The organism is Lysinibacillus sp. NPDC094177, from assembly GCF_050279145.1.
Taxonomy (GTDB): Bacteria; Bacillota; Bacilli; order Bacillales_A; family Planococcaceae; genus Lysinibacillus.
Genome location: NZ_JBNNTW010000001.1, coordinates 48,621 through 68,686, shown reverse-complemented (window position 1 = coordinate 68,686; position 20,066 = coordinate 48,621). Strand labels below are relative to the sequence as shown.

Sequence of the window (20,066 nt, the reverse complement as noted above, 5' to 3'; positions counted from 1 at the left end):
TTAGTATATAATAGATATTGTTTCAATATATGATAATAACCTTATAGAAGAAAAATATTTTGTATTAAAAGATGTTTATACATCTCATCTTACTACTACTTTAGTATCAGCAATATCTTTTGTAGTAACAGGAATATTCTTTTTAGCAATTGCGAAAATTATTTCATTACTCCAAGAAATAAGTTTAAAAGCTAATGTGAAGCCTAAAGAAGAGGAATTTGAGTTGTTAAATTAATCGGAGGAATTGTATGTTAGTTAATATAAATTGTCCAATCGAAATGCTTGAGTATCAGCTTTTTAGAAGTAAAGAAACGGGTAAGGTTTATTGTTCATTTAGATTTAATAACATTTCAGAAAAAAGAATTAAAGGCTTTAATGCTACTATCTATTGTTTTGATCAATTTGGTGAGCCAGTTGGTTGGGAATCTAATAGCCTTGAATATAAACTTCAGTTAACTGAATCAATAGGTCCTAACCAAGCATTTGGTGACAATGAAAAAATTTTATTAGATAATTTTTTACATGCAAGAAACATAGATATAGTCATTGATAAAGTACTTTTTAATGATGAGACTACATGGACTAAAACTGAAACCGAGCTAGAGAAAGTAGAACTAAAAGAAATTAATAACCCGAGGCAAATAACGTTTGTGAAAGCACATGAAGGAAATGATGCAAAATATTATTCACAAATATTGAATGATAAATGGACATGTGTATGTGGACGTCTTAACTTAAAGAATATGGAAACATGTAAGCGATGCAAAAGAGAAAAAGATCATGTTCTTTCAATTTATAGTAATGAAGAAACAATAAATGAACATATTAAACTATATGAAAAACATGTGGAAGAAAATAAAAAGAAAGAACTATTAGAAATAGAACGTCAACGTGAAATATCTAAGAAAAAAGTAAAGAAAATCTTTAAATATAGTTCTGTATTGATAAGTCTCTTATTGCTTATTGCTATTGCAGGTTATGGCTTTATAACAAAGTTTACATTTTCATGGGAAAATTATCTTTTATTGAAAGATAAGGATAACTCTTTAATTGAAGCAGTAAAAAGCCAAAATATGAACGATATAAATTTTTTGATTGAAAACGGGGCAAATGTTAATTTTGTAAATAGGGATGGTGAAAATCCAATAAGTGAAGCCATCAAATTACCTAATAAAAACTTAGCTATTTCCTTAATGAATAAAGGAATGGGAAGTGTCAAGGTTGGAAAAGAGAAACATACCCTTGCGCATGTTGCAGTCATCAATGAACAATATGAAATTTTAAAAGAACTTCATAAATTCGGAGTTGATATGAACGTAAAGGATGAGATGGGGAATACCGTCCTATTTTATGCAATGAAAACCGGGAATAGAGAAATGATTGAATACCTAATTAATGAAATGAAAGTAGGTCTTCAAGATGTAGATAATGAGAGAAACAATATTGTACAAGTTGCCTTATTACAGCAGTTAAACAATACAGCATTAATCAAGGAATTATTAAACCTAGACATTGATTTAAAGAGAGTGAATATAGATGGTAAAAATACATACGAAACGGCTATTCTTACTCAAAATAAAGAGATAGTTCAAATATTTATAGATAAGGGACTAGACCTTAATAAGGTTGATAAATTTGGAAATAATGCAATCCATGTTCTCCTTAATAATAAAAAAGATAATCTGACTTTTCTAGCAGAATTAATAAAAAAGGGAACAGATGTAAATGGATTCAATGGACAAGGGCAAACACCATTATATTTAGCGATAATAAATGGGGATAAAAAAGTTGTTGAAGAACTAATCAAAAATAAGGCAGATATAAAAACTGTTAATAGTAATGGGGACTCAGCACAAAAGGTAGCTGAAAAGTTTAATAAATCATTGGTGGAATTATTTGAACAAGATAAATTTATGATTAAGATTGATAAACAAAAGAATATTTTTATGGTAAGTGGAATTACTTTAGGTAATTCCAGAAAAGATGTAGTTAATAAGTTAGGAAACCCAGCTAAGAGAGAACAGTACATAACTGTAGATGGTGAAATAGACTGTAATATTTATTACTTGAAGGATAGTACAGGAAAAGATATAGAGACGCAATATTGTTCTTATATAGGTATGGGCGATAAAATTGAAAACATTTCGTTTGAATTTTTTCCTAATCAGCTGAATGAAAAATGGTATAAAGATTTAGGAGAACCGTATGTCAATGATGAAGCGCCTTTATTTTACTTAAAGGGTACAGAACAACTATTGCTTTTAAAACCAAACGAAGAAGTAGGGTTTCTTAATTATAGTAGCAGCTTTGATTAAGTCCATATAAATATGTAAAGAAAAGAGTCATTTTTATTCTTCCTGGGTTAATGTTAAGTACGACTATAACATTGAGGAGGAAAAAATGACTCAATTTAATATTAAATTTTAAGCTTCAGCATCAGGTGAAAATGAACGTGTCGCTAATTCAGCGTCAAGCATAAAGACCGCGTTAGAATCACTTTCTATACGTTCAATTTTACGGATTAATGTGTCGAACGTTGATTCTTCTTCCACTTGCTCGTCAATGAACCATTTTAAGAAAGCCATTGTCGCGTGCTCGCGCTCATCTAAAGCGATATCCGATAAATTATAAATACGGCGAGTCACTTCTTTCTCGTGTGACAGGGCAGTTTTGAAGGCATGTAAAATAGATTCGAACTGATTATCTGGGCTATCGAAGCCATGGATTGTTGCGCGGTAGCCCATATCACTAAGGAAGTTATAAAATTTCATCGCATGGAAGCGTTCTTCTTCAGCCTGTACTAAAAAGAAGTTGGCAAAGCCATCGTAATCTTGATCTGTGCAATATGCCGCCATCGCCATATAAGCATGCGCAGAGTAAAATTCAAAATTCATTTGTTCGTTTAGTGCTGTGTGTAGTTTTTCAGATAACATAAAAGTTTTCCTCCCTTTGAAGTAAATACCTGTTGCTTCTCTTATAGTATACAGCGAAGAAAGGCAGTATTGCAAAACTTAATTGATGTTTATTCTCAATTAGAAAGTTTAATCAATTATATTTTTTAAACGCCAAATGACTTCTAAAAGATTGACAAATAAATTAATAAAATCTAAATAAAGATTTAAAGCCATACCAACGACTTCAGCATCTGACACATGATTATGTCGGATTTTGTTAAAGTCATAAACAGTATAGAGACTAAAAAGTAGTACAGTAATTCCCGCAATAATCAATGCGACCATGTTGCTAACAGGGATAAACATAAAGATTAGTGAAAATACAATTACGACGATTAATACAGTGAATAAATAGCTTCCCCAATTGGAAATGTCTTTATTCATCATCATACCAATTAGTGCTAGCACAATGAAAATTGCTACGGTTGCTACGAAAACAAGTAGAACAAGCTGCTGTCCTAGCTCTGTAATGTAAAATTGTGTTGTCCAAAATAGTAATATTCCCATTAAAAAGGGGATTGTATACATAATGGAATTAGCAAGCTTAAGACTTCGTACAAAGCAGGCGATGATAAGAAGTACAATAGCAATAATGGATAAAGGCATGACAATAGCTGGAGGTAATAATGTTGCAATGTACATTCCGACAACTGTCAATACCCACATAAAAGCAAAGTGTTTTAAAATTTTGTTTAAGTTTTGATTTTTAGCATAAACCATATAGAAAAATCCTTTCTTTTTATAAAATAACTTTTATGTATTAACATACGAGTCAATTAAGAAAAAGATTCGATCAAAAAAATTTGTATCATTATCATAATATCGGGGCGATTTCGTTCTGCAATTTCCGTCTACTGGGTGCCAGTATCCTTAGTTTTGTAATACAAAATCACCTAGTCTTCGCTAGAACTAGGTGATATTTTTCTGTTATTTTACATTTTTTCTTTGGTTTCTCACACCAACTAAATAACCACCAAGGGCAATTCCAACTAAAACAATCCAGAAAATAGTTTTCCATAGTGGTGAGTGTGGAAATTCATGTGGAATAATACCTAGTTTTTCGTGTGCTAATGTTAGAACAGCCAGCTTTACACCAACCCAACCAACGATTAAGAAGGCGGCTGTTTCAAGTGATGGAAATTTATCGAGAATTTTCACGAACCAACGAGCCGCAAAACGCATCATAATAACACCGATAATACCACCTAAAAACATCACTGCGAATTGCCCTGCATTAATGCCACCAATATCAAAATTTCCGATATGAGGTAGTGTAACTGCAATGGCAACAGCAGCTAAAATTGAATCTATGGCAAAGGCAATGTCAGCAAACTCAACCTTCAGTACGGTCATCCAGAAACCAGATTGTTTTTTAGGCTCTTGAATTTCCTCCGGATTTTGTGCGGCTTTCCGTGAATCGTAAATATGCTTGCCAGACATGATTAATAAGTATGCAGCACCAATAGCTTGGATTTGCCAGAAATTAACAAGAGTGGTGATAAGAAATAGTGCAGCGAAGCGGAAAACAAATGCTCCCACTAAACCATATAATAGTGCCTTTTGCTGTTGATTTTTTGGTAAATGCTTAACCATTACGGCCATAACGACAGCATTATCGGCAGCTAATAAACCTTCCAGTACAATTAATACGATGAGAACCCACGCGTATTCTAATAAAATTGCTTCCAAATTTATTTCCTCCTCTATATACTAAGAACAGAATGAATAAACTGCTTTTAACGTATCCTTCGCTTTTTTAGGCAAAATAAAAAGACCCCTGCCTAAAAAATAGGCAAAGGTCTTGCTAAGCAATTAACTGTAAGCTGCACAGAAAAATATCATGTACGCCAAGATATGCCTTCACACCCGATGGTAAATAACCATGTAATGACGAATGTGAAATCAGATGCTTCGTTCGCACCTGCTAGCTACTCCCCTTTGACAAAATTGTCAAAAGCTATTCAATTCTTTATAAATGCATTATAGCATGCTTAAAGTCAATTGCAAATAAAAAAATGAAGCAAAATTTTTTAGGTGATAGTAAATTGTTGTTAATAATCTGATGCTCATCCCCGGCGGATGTTATTCTTTCATTGTCTCTACAAAAGTTTTTACGGCCAGAATTTACTTTAACGTCTATTTCTAATTTACTAATAGAACTAGGTGTTAATGGGATCTTGCCATCCTTCTCTAGTTTTTTTCACAATTTCACATTTTTTCGATATAGATATTCAGAAAGGCGATAAATATCAATATCTTTAGCTAATGCTTCTTCATACTGATCGCCTTTATAATCTATACCAGGGCCATGAACATAATACATTCTTTGGGGGTCGGTAACATCCCAACATCCTGTAAGAAGTAGTGAACTAGCTAAGCTTGTTAGTAAAATAATTTTTTTTCATTGCTTCTTCCTGCTAGAGGTACGAGAGCTATCTTGGGGTGCAAGTGCTTTGTTACGCTCAGTGTAGCCTTTTGGTGATAGGCGGAAGATCGATTTTTTAATCGTTGCCCAATTTAAATCTGTTGCAAGATTCATGTAAGAGTAGCCATAGATCCGGATATTACATAAGTAAAGAAGTGTAAGGTATAGTGATATGAAAAATCCGAATAAACCTAAAAAAGCGCTGGCAATAATGAACATAATACGCAATAAACTGATAGTTGTCACAAGGGATTGGTTAACAAGAGTATATGAGGCAATCGTAGAAATCGCTATAATCACAATCATTTCTGGACTTGTCACGCCTGCGCGAATGGCTGCATCACCAATAATTAAACCTCCCACAACGCTTATCGTACCTCCAATAACTGAAGGTAGACGTAAGCCAGCTTCTCGAAACAATTCAAACATTAGTAGCATTATTAACATTTCGAGAGAGGAGGGGAGAGGTAATCCTGTTTTTGCTTGGACAACTGTTGCCAAAAGCTGGAATGGTAGCTGATTTTGATGATAAGTCGTCAGAGAGAGCCAAAATGCAGGCAACAGCAAACCGATTAAAATACCAAAAATCCTCAAAAGTCGTTCTATAGAACTGAAAACGATGGGGTATTCATTATCTTCGGCAGATTTTAATAATAAAAATAAATTTACAGGTGTGATGATGCCATATGCTACACCATCGACAAAAATGAGAAAACGTCCTCTAATTAGAGCCTGAATTGCATAATCGGGTCGTCCAGTGTAATCGAATTTTGGGAAAAGCTTTGAGTTTTTGTTAATTCGCTCCATTAAGACATCTCCACTAAAGACAATATCTGTATCTACAGCTGCCAATTGCTTTTTAATTCCGTGTAAAATATCCATATCGACAATATCGTCAAAATAAAGAATGGCCACGCTTGTTTTTGAACGTTTCCCTAACTCCACTTTTTCTACACAAAATGAATTTGTAGGTAAACGTTTTCGTAATAGTGCAATGTTGACGCGGATGTCTTCAATAAAGTTATCCCTTGGCCCTTTAACAAGAACCTCCATCTTCGTTTCTTCGGGATTTCGATTAGGCTTTTTAGCAACATTACTAGCATATAAAAGCTCTTCCTCTTCAAAATAAAGCAGTAGGAAACCAGTATATACATAGGTAATGGCTTCTTCTTTATCTTTGATTTTTTTAAGAGTCGGGATATGAAGTTGATTTGTAATATTTTCTTCAAGGGATGTCTCATCTAAATGATCATAAAGAAATTGAACGCGCCGAATAATGACTTCATTGAGCAATTGTTGGTCGATCATCGCATCACAGGTAATGAAATGAACCTTATGTTGATTAAATGTATATTCCTGAAATTGAATATCTGCTGATTTTTGAAATAGTTTTTTTAAGGTGTTTAGGTCTATAGCCTTCTCCTGCTGAGGCATTATGATTCACCACTTTCCATTTCTTGTTTTTCAGGTTTCCCTTTTTTAGAAGACTTACCTGAAAAGAAAGCTATTATTACGAAAAAAATTGACAAAAGCAAAAAGAAAATAAAAGTAACTGTCAATATATAGTTCCCTTTCACCTTTAGAAATATGTTTTCATTTAAAATAATTAGTGGTAGACAAAGTAGAAAGAAGGGTGGAGCTATCATTTTCCATATTTGCTTCGGATCCCCGGTCATTTTCAATAAATCCGCTATAACATATAAGAGGAAGCTGACTCGTATAAATGTACCAGTAAGCCATTGGTAAATAGAGAAAAAGTCAAGATGTTCAATATAGCGACCGATGGATACTAGTCCCCATTCTTCGTAGGCAGGATATCTTTGCTTTGCTGCTTCGGTTGGACCAAATTCTGCAATTGCGCCCATGAGTGGCCCTAAAGTAAGCCCCATTATAATTAAAAGCATGATGCCAAAATGATACCAACGAATGCGGTCGCTAAATTGATGCTGTAAAAATAAAAGCATGATTAATTCAATAAATCCTGATGCCGGATATATCATTCCTTTCATAACAGGTGTGAATCCATGCTCAAAAAATGGACGTAATAACTCGTATTCTTTTACTTGTATATTTGTAAATGCTACAAAAAAACCAAAGACTACTACACCGAATAAAACAAAGACGTTTAAAATTACAATGGTTTGTAAACTTGTTGCAACGAGTAAAACACAAAGAATTGTATAAATGAGTAATAATATAATGGCTGGTGTTTGAGGTAAAAATGTTGTGTTTACCCATTGCAATGTTTCAACCATTGTAAAAGCAGCCAAAATGAGTAAATAAATAACAATTATATAAATGACAATTGTAGAGCCAATTTTGCCGATTTTCCCATCTAACCAGTCTCTAATAGGTTCCTGATTCGTCTTTTTTTGAATATAAACTAAAAGAAATAGCCAGAAGAATATAATAACTCCAGCCAATAATACAGATGCCCAACCATCTCTCCCTACGACGTCTAGTAGTGGGGGAATAATTGTTACATGATTTTTTAAGCCAATAACAGTCATAGATAAGAAGATAACATGTAAAATACTAATTGTTCCTACGCCTTTCATATGAAAACCCTCTAACGTTAATTGATACATTTTAGCTTAGACAAAAAATAAGAGGATTATAAGCGTGACAAACTACGCTGAAAAGAAGAAATAAAAAAATAAACTTTTCGTGAATTTCGTAATCCCACCTCGTTCGTGAAAAGTTTTTCATAGAAAAAAAGTGAGGTATTTGACGATTGAAATGTCAAATACCTCGTATTTTAGAGTTATATTTTTTCATGCATTGACGAGCAGTTTTTTCCCACAGCAAAGAAGTGCGGTACGGGTAAAACTGCTCGTAAAAGTTCGATTGGTGAAGACTAATAATCCGTGGGGATAAAGAAAACCCCCACGGATATTATAGTTTTACATTATTAGCAAATGATTAATGAATATACTTCGAGCTTACAAGATCATTTTTTAGGACATCCGTTGGGATTTCGAATTCTACAACGCCCATATAGCCTTGTGCTACTTCATATTTATCGAAGGAAATAACAAGTTTACCTTTATCAGAAATATAGAATTGTTGATCAGCTTTAATAGATGTAAATCCATCTATAACTTCTTCATCAGGGAGACCTCCTCCTTTTACCCAGTACTTTTTATCTGGGTCGGATGCAGCTTGTTCACGCATTTGTTTAATAATGTTTTCACTGATAGTTTTAATATAATTTTTATCTTTAAACAGCATCGGTAATGTAATTAAAATTTCATCTTTTTTATCAATTGTGTCGTAGTGCATAGTTGTAGAAGATGATCCAACTGTATTGACGGTATAACGGCCAATCGATAATATTTGGTCACTGTCAGTTTTGATTTCATAACCGCTGTCTATCCCTACATGACCGCCTCCATTTTCCTTTACATAACCAACTTCAGAAACAAAGTCATCATAAAGAGCTTTACCTTCTGAACGGTATTTTTCATTTAAACTATTAGCAAGATCTTTATTTTTTAGATTTTCAATAGAAGGTACTTTAATGTCAGCATCGAATGTTTCTTCTTTTACTTCATATTTAGTCCAAGTTAAAACCTTTACGACGCTACCAACAACAGGAATTTCTGAAAGTGTTCGTGCCATTGCAGGACTGACATTTAACCCAGCTGTAAAAAGCATTGCTGCCGCTGCAGAGCCAAGTAACCATTTTGGCGCTCGTTTTTTTCTCTTCTTTTTACCTTGTTTTAGTGCGTTTTCAACCACAAAATCTAGCTCCTTTGGTATAGATATCTCATTATATTGTTTTTCTAGTTCTTTTAATTTTTCATCCATGTGCTGTTTCTCCCTTCACATCTTGCAATTGAATTTTTAATAGCTTTAACGCTTTATAAAGACGAGATTTAGCAGTACTCAGCTTAATGTTCAGGATATTTGCAACATCAGCGAGTTTTAAGTCTTCAAAATAGTGTAAAATGACAACTTCACGATACATTAGAGGTAATTCATCTAACGCATGCTCTAAATCAACGTTTTCGTAGACATCCTCTTGTGCAGGTGTTAAATATTGCAATGTATCATCGTCTGTCACCTGTAAGCGTTTATGCTTACGTAAAAAATCTATTGCTGTTCGTACGACGATTTTATAAAACCAGCTTTTCATATACTCGACATTTTCTAGTCGATCGAGAGAAAGCATTGCTTTTTGAATACTGTCTTGTACAACATCAAGTGCGTCCTGTTCATTTTTCGTATAGCTATACGCGAGCAAATAAAACCGTTCTTTCTGTTCACGAATAAACTGGACAAACACGTCTTCGTGTTGAAATGCATTTCTTGTTTTCATGTCCTAAGAAGCCCCTTTTTAACATTTTCAATTTGTATACAACTACTAGACGTGTGAAGGGGGAAAAAAAGTTGATAGCATATAAAAACTTGTCTTATTTTGTTAACATTAAAGATAAGTAATTTGTATATGGTGATTTATCCCACATTAACTGCCTATAAAAACCGGATTTGTGAATAATCAGTAGGGTAAAGAAAACCTCTGCTGATTATAGTTTCACTTTTCCTTATTAATAATGTTGCATATTGTTTTAAACTTTATTTTGGTGAAAAATCATAGCAAATTATAAACCTTTTATTATTGCTTAGAAAGGGGAAAAGGTAAATTGGTCACAATTACAAATAATATTGACCGGGTGCTATTTGAAGCTGGAGGAAGAGTATCTGAATAAGTGGAATTCAATCGAAGAAATAGTCTCCTGGCGATTTTCTAGAAGAACCTAAAAGTATCTTATATGTTCTATCTCTTTGAAGAATCAGAGAGTAATAAAGTTGGTATATTTAAGCCTATACACAAATCGAGAATTTACTATTTTTGATTGTAAAGTAGTGTCACATTAAAACAACATATTTATCTAAAACCATTTAAGCGATGCAATCAATATAATTGCATCGCTTAAATTGGTTTTTAAAGATATAACGAATCAATCATGAAAAATAGTCGTATGTATTTTTCAAAAGTAATAGAATTGTCACAACGATAAATAAATTACGTACATACCCGCTACCACGTTTAATGGCAAATTTAGAACCAACAATTGCACCTGCAATTTGTGCAAGTCCCATCGGTAAACCGTAGGCATAATTTATTTGCCCCAAGTATATAAACATAAGAAGGGCGGCAATATTACTTCCGAAATTTAAAAATTTGGCATTGCCTGCTGATTTTAAAAAATCAAAGCCAACTATTAAGAAGGCAAATAGTAGAAACGAGCCTGTCCCTGGCCCTAAAAAGCCATCATAGAAGCCGATGAAGGTAATGATCAACACAAAAAATGCGTAACGCTTAGGTGTCAATTTTTTATAGGTAGAAATGCTACCCCAGTCTTTTTTGAAAATAGTATAAATAGCCACAACTGCTAGCATGACAAGCATAAGCGGTTTTAGAACGCTAGGATCCATAAGATGGACAATCCATGCACCGATCATTGAACCTATAAAAACAAATGGGAACAACTTATAAACTGATTTGATATCCAATTTTCCAGAGCGATAAAATGTCACAGTACTTGTAAATGACCCCATAGTTCCTGCTAACTTATTGGTAGCCACGGCTGCAGATGGTGGGAGACCAACAAACATAAGAGCAGGTAATGAGATAAGCCCGCCGCCTCCCACAACAGAATCGATAAATGCGGCTAGAAAGCCAAAAAAAATAAGGATGAGTAAAATATTTACATCTAAATCAAAAGGCACAGCAGTCATCTCTTTTCTATAATAATAATCTGATAGTAGCGAAATGAATAGTGACTGTAAATAGCTTAAATAGTATTTCTCTATTAATTTCGAGAATTAAATATCTTTAAATATTTTAAAATTCTATAAAAATCAAAAATATTCTACTTTGTGTGTATATTTTGGTGTATTATGTAGGTGATTATGTTTTTTGCGTAAAGGGGACGTGATGACATTTGAGTTTAGGGAATCATATAAGAGTATTTATTTGTGTTGTGTTTATGGGGCTACTTGTTGGATGTGTTTATAATGCCAAAAAAGATATTACCGATAATGAGTATATCGATACAGTAAAAGAAGGGTATTTGGGGGATTTTTCAGATGTATCTGTTCGTAATGCATTTAATTATGCTTTTTTTGAACCATATTGGCGATATTACCAGGCAAAAACAGGCGAGCATGTTGTCGAATTATCAGGTGATATTACATTTGAAGGTGAAAAAGGGCATGCAATTTTACAGTTCGTAGTGGATGAACAAACGAACCAATTTACTGCTTTTGCAATGAAATTTAATGATGTCGTATTGAATCCCGAACAAAAACGGTTACTTATTGGCATGGTTTATGAAACATGGCATACAAATCGTCTCGCCTATGAGTAAGGCCTTTTGCTTTGTTTAAAAAACTGCCTATATTAAAGTAGAGGGGAGTGCTAAGAGTCAGAGAGGGTGTTTTCAATGAGATTAAGTATTTTAGATCAAATGCCTATACCAAAAGGTCATACCGCTGAGGAAGCCTTTCAGCGTACAGAACAAATAGCGCTTTTAGGTGAAGAACTTGGCTATCATCGTATGTGGTTAGCGGAGCACCATAATAGTCATTCACTGGCAAGTTCAGCTCCGGAAGTTACAGCTGCTTTCTTAGCGGCGAAAACAAAACGTCTTCGTATCGGTACTGGGGGCGTTATGATGATGCACTATTCTCCATATAAGCTGGCAGAGGTTTTTAAAACATTAAGTGGTTTGGCACCGAATCGTATAGATTTTGGCGTCGGCAGAGCCCCTGGTGGTGATCATGCCTCTATTTATGCATTAGCAGAGGGTCGAAGACAACATTTTACAGAGCAATACGATAAGCTCGAAATAACATTAAAGCTGATGAATAATCAAAAAACAGGCGAGCACGTCTATGATCAAGTGATAGCGGCACCAGTTAATATCCAATTACCTGAGGCTTGGTTACTTGGGTCTAGCGGTCAAAGCGCTATGCAGGCAGGACGACTCGGTGTGGGTTATTCATATGCGCAGTTTTTCACTGGCAATATGTCAAAGGATATTTTTGATACGTATAGAGATTACTTTATACCTTCCTATTACATGGAGAAGCCTCAAATTATCGTTACTTATGCGGCGACAGTTGCAAATACGCTAGAGGAAGCGGAATATTTGGCAAAGCCGATTGATATTACACGTCTGCATCTCATGAAGGGACAAATCATCCAAGCGATGTCACCTGAGGAAGCAAAGGATTTTCCACTTACGGAGTTGGATAAAATGACAATCGTCAATAATCGAAAAGCCAATCTTGTCGGAACTCCTAAGGAAATCGCTGAATTTTTAGTAACAGAACAAGAGCATTATGGATTTGACGAAGTGATGCTAAACTGCAATCAATACGCACTAGAAAGTCGCTTGAATACGTTTAAGTTAATTGCAAAGGAATTAATAAGAACACCACAGCAATAGCGACGTGAGTACTAGCACAAAAGAGAATTGCTTAAGTGTAATATTTAATCTACTAAACAACAAGAGCGGCTCCAAATTTGCTAGGGAAAACTATCAATCGTTGAAATAGGATGTACAGCAAATAATCAAGTTGTAAAAATAATAAAAGAGAAGCTATGTTCATCAGTTTAGTGAACATAGCTTTTTGATTTATACTTATAAAATTAAGGGTTTAGGTCTATAAGTAATTAAGATTTTATTAATAATACGATTTTGATGTTTTAAAGAGGTTTAGTAATTCGACCGTGCTATAATAATAGTAATAAAGAAGAGGTGATCCCTGATGAATCGAAAAGCAATACGACGAATTCCGTTAGATAAGTTTTTTGATTTGAAGGTTGATTTTGCCTTCAAGCAATTGTTCGGAAACGATAAGAATAAAAAGATTACGATTGTCTTTTTGAATGCGGTATTAAAGCTAACAGGGCGAGATACTATTAAAGAAGTAACATTTATTCAGCAAGAATTGGGCGGTGAATATCAGGACGATAAACAATCACTGCTCGATATTCTTGTAAAAACACAAAATGCTGATTTTATCAATGTGGAAATTCAACTGTCCAATCAGCAAGATATGACAAAGAGAACACTATATTATTGGGCAAAAATGTATGAAACCCAACTAGTTAGAGGTATGGGATACAGTGAATTACGCCCAACCATTACGATCAATATATGTAATTTTACAATGTTTAAAGACAACAAAGATTATCATAGTACTTATCATCTGTATGAAGACAGAATATTATCAAGGCTAATGCCAGAAGAAGATGTGTTGGAAATTCACTTTATAGAGATGAACAAGTTTATTACTCTTTGGCAAGAAGAAAAGTTAAATGCTCTCGATGATATATTAATTCGATGGTTGCTACTACTTGGTATGGTCGATGGTCGTAAAAAGAAAGTATATGCAGAGATATATCGTGAATTGGAGGAGTTAGCAATGAAAGATGAAAACTTACGTGCAGCATTTGATACGTGGGAAGAAATTAGCCAATCCCCTGAAACAATTCTTGCTTATCAGTCCCGGTTAAAGTATATCCTAGATGAAGAAGCTCGATACATTGATGGAATCAATAAGGGGAGAGAACAAGGAAAAGTAGAGGGTATGAAAGAAGGGCTGGAGCAAGGATTAGAGCAAGGATTAGAGCAAGGATTAGAGCAAGGGCGTAAACAAGAGCAAATAGAGTTAGTGAAAAAATTACTTAAACGTCATGAGCCGATTGAAGAAATAATGGATTTAATAGGCTTATCGAGAGAAGAAATTGAAAGAATAAAAAGTTTAAATTCAGCTCAAGAATAAGCACAGAAAACCATTAAAAGAAAATTAGCAAGTTTAAATGATTCTTTTCAATGGAATGCTGTAATTATATAAGGATATAAAAAAACTCACATATACAGTATCACTTTGTTTTATAGTTGTTGGCAAAGAAAAGCAACTGACATCAGGGCTTAATAGAACATTCTAAAAAAATGTCCAATGCAAATATATGCATTGGACATTTTCTCTTTACACTTTAGCAGAGCCACTAACAAACTTCGTATCTTTATAATACATATTTTGAACAAGAACGTTAGGACCTAAGCATTTTACTGCTGGACAGTGACAGTTTAGTGATTTAGCTAAATCTGTTGCCATCCATTTATCAAAAATTGCGGGTAATTCATCGTTTGCAATATTGCCAAGTGCAGGTGTGTCGCCAAAGTCTGTCACAATGACATCACCTGTAAAGATATTAACATTTAAGCGAGAGCGACCATCTGGATCATTACGCATCGTCACGTTTTTTTCTTCTCTTAGTCGTTTTAGGAGCTTTTGATCTTCTTCATTCATACTGCATGGATAGAAGGGTAGCGTACCGAATAGCATCCAGGTGTTTTCATCTCGAATATCAAGTAGATGATGAATCGCATCACGAGTTTCCTCAAGTGATAGAGATGTAAGGGAACTTGCGAAATCTGAAGGGTACATCGGGTGCACCTCATGCCGTGCGCATTTCATTTCATTGATGATTTGATTGTGGATATGCTCTAAGTACGGTAAAGTTTTCTTATTTAACATTGTTTCCGCAGATACCATTACACCATGTTCTGCTAGCATTTTTGAGTTATCAATCATGCGTTGGAACAAAGCTGCACGTTGTTCATAAGTCGGTTTTCGCTCCATCATGGCAAAGCCTGTTTCAACGAATTCATCGATAGTACCCCAGTTATGTGAAATATGTAGTACATCTAAATACGGTGCAATCAGTAAATAACGTTCGGGCTCCAATGTTAGGTTGGAGTTGATTTGTGTTCGCACGCCACGTCCATGTGCATATTTCAATAAAGGCAATACATAGTTTTGAACGGATTTCTTAGACATCATCGGTTCGCCACCAGTAATCGAGATTGTTTTAAGGTGTGGAATTTCATCAAGACGCTTTATGATTAGCTCAATTGGTAAAGCATCCGGGTCTTTAGTTTGTAATGTATAGCCGACTGCGCAGTGTGCACAGCGCATATTACATAAAGTTGTTGTTGTGAATTCAATATTAGATAGGGTCATATGCCCATGTTGTTCAACATCTAAATACGCTTCCCATGGATCAAAGGCGGGCGTAATTTTTTGTAGGATCTTCATAATTGGTACATCTTCCTTTCTAGCAATCTATTGTCTCATATTCGCTGTTATTTTCAAATATGAAATTATCGAAAGGGCAATTTTTAGGCAAGATGATCATTTTTATTGCTCAATTAAGGAAATATTTTCACACCTTTCTTCATATGATATTTCCCAAAATTCTGTAAAGAAGAGGCATAGGGAAATTTACTGTTATTTTTCTGAAAAAACGTTATGATAGAAAGAGTGAAATGGTAATACAGCACCAAAGAAAGTAGGAAATGACATGACTAAGTATGAAACATTATTGTTTGACGTGGATGACACATTATTAGATTTTGACTTAGCTGAAAATGCAGCACTTGATCGTTTATTTAAACAGGAAAATATTGCAACAACCGGAGCTATGATTGCACGTTATAAAGAGATTAATGAATCTATGTGGCGTGCTTTTGAACGTGGTGAGGTGACTAAAGAGACATTACATAACACTCGATTTTCGATTGCTTTAAAGGAATTTGATTTAGATGTAGATGGGGAGTATTTTGAAGCGATTTTTCAAAAATATTTGAAAGAGGCACATCATTATGTAGACGGTGCCTACGAAGTAATCGAACAGCTTGCAGAAAACCATGATTTATATGTCGTTTCAAATGGTAAAACAATTACTCAAAATAAACGACTAGTGGATGCCAATTTAGCACAATTTTTCAAAGGCATTTTTATCTCGGAGCAAACAGGCTATCAAAAACCAATGCCAGCTTTTTTCGATTATGTTTTTGAACGCATCGATAATATAAATAAGGATAAAACCCTGATTATTGGTGATTCCTTAACATCTGATGTTAAAGGCGGACTACAAGCCGGTATTGATACATGCTGGTTTAATATACGTAATATTGAAAATACAAGCGATATTCAACCACATTATGAAATTAAAAAACTTCATGATTTACACTTATTGCTAGATAATAAAGTAACAATTTTGTAAGTATATGATAGAACTACGCTTCAACCGTTCATAAGCCCGAATAAATGAAGTATAGTTTTTTCACTAAAAATACTATACTTTTAGATAGTTAAATCCAGTATGATAATGTTAGATGGAAAGAAGGGAGAAATAAGATGAAAGGAAAAATCTCAAAGGGTGTATTAGTAGGATTATTAGGTATATCATTGGTCATTCCAATGCAGGCATATGCCTATCAAGAGCCAACCAATTATGTACATATGAAAACGCCAAATATGACGGTATACTCTGCATATGGTGCCACAATTAATGCATCAGAAAAAGGAGATATTTTTAGTATTAAGGCAAATATTGTCAATAACCGTCAGCCTTTAGAAGTGGAAATTTTTAAAAATGGTAAGGATGGGGTCTTAAAACAAGTTGTTAAAAAAGGCATTATGGAGCCGGTTGCTTATCGAGATTTAAATGACCGAGTAATTGCAACTATTCACAATAATGCAGAATTAAAATTTGATAATTCACCGCCAAAATATTTTCGTGATATAGGAAGATCATCATATAGTTCGTACATTACTACTTTATCGAATAGGGGCATTATTCAAGGCAAAACAGCTGATAATTTTGGTGTCAATGAATCCTTAACCCGTGCTCAAGTTAGTGCATTATTAACTCGTGCATTCAGCTTTCAACAAATACCGACAAATCAATTCAAAGACATTGATGCCAAAAAATCTTGGTATAGTGGCTATGTTGGTGCCTTAAATTCTTTAGGAATCATAAACGGCAAATCGCCAACTACATTTGATCCAAATGGAAAAATCACACGCCAGCAGGCAATATTAATGCTTGGCCGAACATTAGATGCTGTGGATTTTGTCCAAGAGGAGGAATATGTAATATTACCTTATCAGGATGGCTACTCTCTTCAGGGGGAAGCATTGCGTCATACTGAGACTTTGTATGCAATTGGTGCTCTAAACATCAATACAAATTTATTACCAAATCAATTTATTACCCGTGGAGAGTTTGCTAAAATGCTAGCAGTGACTTTGAACGCAGCTGGAAGATTATAGTATTATAAATTAGCCGAGCATAACGTCTCGGCTTTTTTTGTTAAGGTATATACATAAAGTGACAGAAAGAATCTCTGGATAGTCACTAGAACGTCAGAAAAAAACTAGATATTGTGCTCAACCCAACATTTAATGTAGAAACAAATGTTTATCTGAAGATCCGTAATAAAATGTATAAAAATCAATAGAACGGGCAAAACCTTTTATGAGACTAGTTTCCATGAAAGGGGAAAATACGATGAATACTGTTTTAACTGTAAAAAAACGCGATAAAGGACGTAATTCATCATTAACTCAGCTTAGACAGAACGGTGCTATTCCGGGCGTTGTATATGGCTATCAAATGGAATCAACAGCAGTATCACTGGATGCCAGACAATTTGCGAAAATATTAGCTCAATTTGGTAATAAAAATGTCTTTCAATTAGATGTAGACGGTAAACGGATTAACGCAGTACTAACAGAAGTACAACGCTGTGCGTTAAGGGGCAATGTTAAGCATGTAGATTTCAAGTCCATTAATATGGCAGAGGAACTGGAGGTTGATATTCCAGTAATTGTTACCGGCAAAGCTATTGGAGTTGCAGATGGTGGATTCCTATTGCAGCCTAATCGTGAAATTCGAATAAAAGTAAATCCAACTGAAATTCCAGAAACAATAGAGGTTGATGTGACTGATGTAGCCATCGGAACATCACTTTATGTAGGAAATATTCGTCAAAAGTTTTCCTTTGAAATTTTACAGGAAGATGACTATACATTAGTGACGATCACACCACCTGCCGCTGAAAATGTGCAGGAGGACACGGTGGATGGGACCCCTGAAGTAATCGAGGCTACTGGGAAGAATCCATCTGATTCAGAAAAATAGAAACAAAAAAAGGAGCTATCTTACACTTGGTAAGTGGCTCCTTGTTGTTTATTGTATAAACTGCTGTATAGATTTGCGATAACGGAAATACATCACTACGTACATACTGCAAGTTGCTAAATGCTTATACCACAGCGCTTTTCACGCCAGTCAATCTCATAAATAATTTTTCGTTAAAAGTTAAAGCAAATTGTACAATTGGCCCAAGCCCAAAGGCCATTAGAGCTGTTCCAACCCCAATAGGTCCGCCTAGTAAAAAACCAAGTATAGCTACTGATACTTCCATCGTTGTACGAGCGCGTGTAACACTCCAGCCAAACTTATGGACCATAAGAAGCATTAATGAATCCCGAGGACCAATGCCTAAATTCGCCACCATATACATACCACAGCCCCAACCAAGTAATACTAAGCCACATACATAAGCTAGTAGTTGCATCCAAAAGCCATCTATATCAGGAAGTAAATAGTTGAAAATATCAATAAAAATACCTGCTAAAAACATATCTATAAATGTGCCTGGCAGTGGAAACTTCTTTGTTACTACCATATCAATAGCTAAAATGGCTAGACCAATTAAAATTGACCAAGTACCGATCGTTAACCCGAACGTTTTAGTTAGCCCGATATGTAAAACATCCCACGAACCAACACCAAAAATTTGCCCTTTAATAGTCAACGTTATACCTAAGGATAAAACCAAAATGCCTGTAAGGAAGAACAGACATCGTGTGAAAAAAGCTTCCTTCATCATTATAACCCTCATTCTAAAAATTCATGTTGTCTAAAAAGTTATTATAACAATAGATTAAGAATAATCCTTGAAGATTGACATTTCTTATTTTTCAAAAAATACGGTTAGATTAGCTAAATAAGGACAAAATATAATGGTATAAGAAAGGATGGAATAACATGAGCTCTGTACGCGATGAAATATTAGAGGTTTTAAATCGAGAAAAAATAGGAACGATGGCAACAGTTGAGAACGGTAAACCTTATTCGAGATATATGACGTTCCAAAATGAAGACTTTGTATTATACACAGTGACAAATAAACATTCTGAAAAAATGGAAGAACTTCGCAAAAACCCGTATACACATATATTATATGGATACGAAAACAAAGGCTTTGGTGATACGTATGTTGAGATTGAAGGAAAGCTAACCGAAATTCTAGAGGAAGGAATAAAAAATAAGTTAGCTGAATTTTTTACAAGCATTTTCGTTGGTAATCATGATGAAATGGTTACACTAAAAATCGAACCAATTCGTATGCGTTTGATGAATAAAAAAGGGGAACCACCTAAAGAACTCGAATTTACAAACGACCATTAAAAGAGGTCGTTTTTTTATTACTTATGGAAAAAATAAAGATTATATTTTTCTAATGATAAATTGTTACTTGAAATTAGACGAGTGTTCATGAATGCTATTTCATAAAGAAAAAGGAGTGCAAATAATGACAAATAAATTACAACAGCTTGCAATGGGGGTGATTTCTTTTCTAGGTTACTCGCTTTCTCACAGATAAAACATTACTGAAGTTTCGTTTTTATTCCTTTAAATAGGGCTAACATGTCAGAAGAACATGCTAAGTGAAGAGGCTCATCGGACGCCCCCAGGAAGCTCTGTGCGAAAGCGAAGCGTCAGCGATAAAAGCGCTCAGTCGGAA

18 protein-coding genes are annotated in these 20,066 nt (G+C 34.5%); 8 read left to right on the top strand and 10 right to left on the bottom strand.

Translation table 11 applies throughout. The features are described 5' to 3' along the window. The first annotated feature begins 248 nt into the window (after positions 1–248). Positions 249–2,315, top strand: coding sequence for an ankyrin repeat domain-containing protein (locus ACQKNC_RS00345; protein WP_427422929.1), 2,067 nt, complete (start codon positions 249–251; stop codon positions 2,313–2,315). A gap of 108 nt (positions 2,316–2,423) precedes the next feature. Here the strand turns inward: ACQKNC_RS00345 and ACQKNC_RS00340 are convergent, their stop codons facing one another. The 8 genes from ACQKNC_RS00340 to ACQKNC_RS00305 form a co-directional block, all read right to left on the bottom strand. Beyond that, entirely contained in the window at positions 2,424–2,933 is a 510-nt protein-coding gene (locus ACQKNC_RS00340) for a ferritin (RefSeq protein ID WP_427422928.1), read from the bottom strand. A gap of 108 nt (positions 2,934–3,041) precedes the next feature. Then, positions 3,042–3,674, bottom strand: a complete 633-nt coding sequence (locus ACQKNC_RS00335) for a Bax inhibitor-1/YccA family protein (protein ID WP_427422927.1) — start codon at positions 3,672–3,674, stop codon at positions 3,042–3,044. Between the two features lie 207 nt (positions 3,675–3,881). After that, entirely contained in the window at positions 3,882–4,643 is a 762-nt protein-coding gene (locus ACQKNC_RS00330; RefSeq protein WP_427422926.1) for a TerC family protein, read from the bottom strand. Positions 4,644–5,355: 712 nt separating this feature from the next. After that, the gene (locus ACQKNC_RS00325; protein WP_427422925.1) at positions 5,356–6,813 is read right to left on the bottom strand and encodes a spore germination protein; all 1,458 of its coding nucleotides are present in this window, start codon (positions 6,811–6,813) and stop codon (positions 5,356–5,358) included. Continuing rightward, positions 6,813–7,937 carry an endospore germination permease gene (locus tag ACQKNC_RS00320; protein WP_427422924.1) on the bottom strand — a complete coding sequence of 375 codons (1,125 nt, stop codon included), beginning with the start codon at positions 7,935–7,937 and terminating at the stop codon, positions 6,813–6,815. Before ACQKNC_RS00320 ends, ACQKNC_RS00325 begins: the two co-directional genes overlap by 1 nt. A 364-nt stretch (positions 7,938–8,301) precedes the next feature. Then, the gene (locus ACQKNC_RS00315) at positions 8,302–9,189 is read right to left on the bottom strand and encodes a DUF3298 domain-containing protein (RefSeq protein WP_427422923.1); all 888 of its coding nucleotides are present in this window, start codon (positions 9,187–9,189) and stop codon (positions 8,302–8,304) included. After that, complete coding sequence (locus ACQKNC_RS00310) at positions 9,182–9,700, bottom strand: RNA polymerase sigma factor (RefSeq protein WP_427422922.1); 519 nt, start codon at positions 9,698–9,700, stop codon at positions 9,182–9,184. Before ACQKNC_RS00310 ends, ACQKNC_RS00315 begins: the two co-directional genes overlap by 8 nt. Positions 9,701–10,347: 647 nt before the next feature. Further along, on the bottom strand, positions 10,348–11,115 hold the full coding sequence (locus tag ACQKNC_RS00305; protein WP_427422921.1) for a TSUP family transporter: 768 nt from the start codon (positions 11,113–11,115) through the stop codon (positions 10,348–10,350). A 215-nt stretch (positions 11,116–11,330) separates the two neighbouring features. Here ACQKNC_RS00305 and ACQKNC_RS00300 point away from each other — a divergent pair, with 215 nt between their 5' ends. The 3 genes from ACQKNC_RS00300 to ACQKNC_RS00290 all read left to right on the top strand — a co-directional run bounded on the left by ACQKNC_RS00300 (position 11,331) and on the right by ACQKNC_RS00290 (position 14,181). Next, a complete protein-coding gene (locus tag ACQKNC_RS00300) occupies positions 11,331–11,756 on the top strand; it encodes a hypothetical protein (RefSeq protein WP_427422920.1) in 426 nt (141 codons plus the stop codon). Between the two features lie 75 nt (positions 11,757–11,831). Beyond that, complete coding sequence (locus ACQKNC_RS00295) at positions 11,832–12,839, top strand: LLM class flavin-dependent oxidoreductase (RefSeq protein ID WP_427422919.1); 1,008 nt, start codon at positions 11,832–11,834, stop codon at positions 12,837–12,839. A 322-nt stretch (positions 12,840–13,161) separates the two neighbouring features. Further along, on the top strand, positions 13,162–14,181 hold the full coding sequence (locus ACQKNC_RS00290) for an Rpn family recombination-promoting nuclease/putative transposase (protein WP_427422918.1): 1,020 nt from the start codon (positions 13,162–13,164) through the stop codon (positions 14,179–14,181). A 207-nt stretch (positions 14,182–14,388) separates the two neighbouring features. Here ACQKNC_RS00290 and yfkAB read toward each other — a convergent pair whose 3' ends face one another. Further along, positions 14,389–15,501, bottom strand: a complete 1,113-nt coding sequence (gene yfkAB, locus ACQKNC_RS00285) for a radical SAM/CxCxxxxC motif protein YfkAB (protein ID WP_427422917.1) — start codon at positions 15,499–15,501, stop codon at positions 14,389–14,391. A 265-nt stretch (positions 15,502–15,766) separates the two neighbouring features. Between yfkAB and ACQKNC_RS00280 the strand changes: the two genes are divergently transcribed. From ACQKNC_RS00280 to ACQKNC_RS00270, 3 genes are all read left to right on the top strand, one after another. Then, a complete protein-coding gene (locus ACQKNC_RS00280; RefSeq protein WP_427422916.1) occupies positions 15,767–16,471 on the top strand; it encodes a YjjG family noncanonical pyrimidine nucleotidase in 705 nt (234 codons plus the stop codon). Positions 16,472–16,605: 134 nt separating this feature from the next. Next, entirely contained in the window at positions 16,606–17,523 is a 918-nt protein-coding gene (locus ACQKNC_RS00275; RefSeq protein WP_427422915.1) for an S-layer homology domain-containing protein, read from the top strand. Between the two features lie 238 nt (positions 17,524–17,761). Further along, the gene (locus tag ACQKNC_RS00270) at positions 17,762–18,394 is read left to right on the top strand and encodes a 50S ribosomal protein L25/general stress protein Ctc (RefSeq protein ID WP_427422914.1); all 633 of its coding nucleotides are present in this window, start codon (positions 17,762–17,764) and stop codon (positions 18,392–18,394) included. Positions 18,395–18,518: 124 nt separating this feature from the next. Here ACQKNC_RS00270 and ACQKNC_RS00265 read toward each other — a convergent pair whose 3' ends face one another. After that, a complete protein-coding gene (locus ACQKNC_RS00265) occupies positions 18,519–19,145 on the bottom strand; it encodes a YczE/YyaS/YitT family protein (protein WP_427423494.1) in 627 nt (208 codons plus the stop codon). Between the two features lie 161 nt (positions 19,146–19,306). Between ACQKNC_RS00265 and ACQKNC_RS00260 the strand changes: the two genes are divergently transcribed. Continuing rightward, the gene (locus tag ACQKNC_RS00260) at positions 19,307–19,729 is read left to right on the top strand and encodes a pyridoxamine 5'-phosphate oxidase family protein (RefSeq protein WP_427422913.1); all 423 of its coding nucleotides are present in this window, start codon (positions 19,307–19,309) and stop codon (positions 19,727–19,729) included. Positions 19,730–20,066: the final 337 nt, after the last annotated feature.

What these genes read in the sequence shown, in the direction of transcription:
- ACQKNC_RS00345 (WP_427422929.1), top strand. Translation starts at nt 249, where the DNA reads ATGTTAGTTAATATAAATTGTCCAATCGAAATGCTTGAGTATCAGCTT.
- ACQKNC_RS00340 (WP_427422928.1), bottom strand. Translation starts at nt 2,933, where the DNA reads ATGTTATCTGAAAAACTACACACAGCACTAAACGAACAAATGAATTTT.
- ACQKNC_RS00335 (WP_427422927.1), bottom strand. Translation starts at nt 3,674, where the DNA reads ATGGTTTATGCTAAAAATCAAAACTTAAACAAAATTTTAAAACACTTT.
- ACQKNC_RS00325 (WP_427422925.1), bottom strand. Translation starts at nt 6,813, where the DNA reads ATGCCTCAGCAGGAGAAGGCTATAGACCTAAACACCTTAAAAAAACTA.
- ACQKNC_RS00320 (WP_427422924.1), bottom strand. Translation starts at nt 7,937, where the DNA reads ATGAAAGGCGTAGGAACAATTAGTATTTTACATGTTATCTTCTTATCT.
- ACQKNC_RS00315 (WP_427422923.1), bottom strand. Translation starts at nt 9,189, where the DNA reads ATGGATGAAAAATTAAAAGAACTAGAAAAACAATATAATGAGATATCT.
- ACQKNC_RS00310 (WP_427422922.1), bottom strand. Translation starts at nt 9,700, where the DNA reads ATGAAAACAAGAAATGCATTTCAACACGAAGACGTGTTTGTCCAGTTT.
- ACQKNC_RS00295 (WP_427422919.1), top strand. Translation starts at nt 11,832, where the DNA reads ATGAGATTAAGTATTTTAGATCAAATGCCTATACCAAAAGGTCATACC.
- ACQKNC_RS00290 (WP_427422918.1), top strand. Translation starts at nt 13,162, where the DNA reads ATGAATCGAAAAGCAATACGACGAATTCCGTTAGATAAGTTTTTTGAT.
- yfkAB (WP_427422917.1), bottom strand. Translation starts at nt 15,501, where the DNA reads ATGAAGATCCTACAAAAAATTACGCCCGCCTTTGATCCATGGGAAGCG.
- ACQKNC_RS00280 (WP_427422916.1), top strand. Translation starts at nt 15,767, where the DNA reads ATGACTAAGTATGAAACATTATTGTTTGACGTGGATGACACATTATTA.
- ACQKNC_RS00275 (WP_427422915.1), top strand. Translation starts at nt 16,606, where the DNA reads ATGAAAGGAAAAATCTCAAAGGGTGTATTAGTAGGATTATTAGGTATA.
- ACQKNC_RS00270 (WP_427422914.1), top strand. Translation starts at nt 17,762, where the DNA reads ATGAATACTGTTTTAACTGTAAAAAAACGCGATAAAGGACGTAATTCA.
- ACQKNC_RS00265 (WP_427423494.1), bottom strand. Translation starts at nt 19,145, where the DNA reads ATGAAGGAAGCTTTTTTCACACGATGTCTGTTCTTCCTTACAGGCATT.
- ACQKNC_RS00260 (WP_427422913.1), top strand. Translation starts at nt 19,307, where the DNA reads ATGAGCTCTGTACGCGATGAAATATTAGAGGTTTTAAATCGAGAAAAA.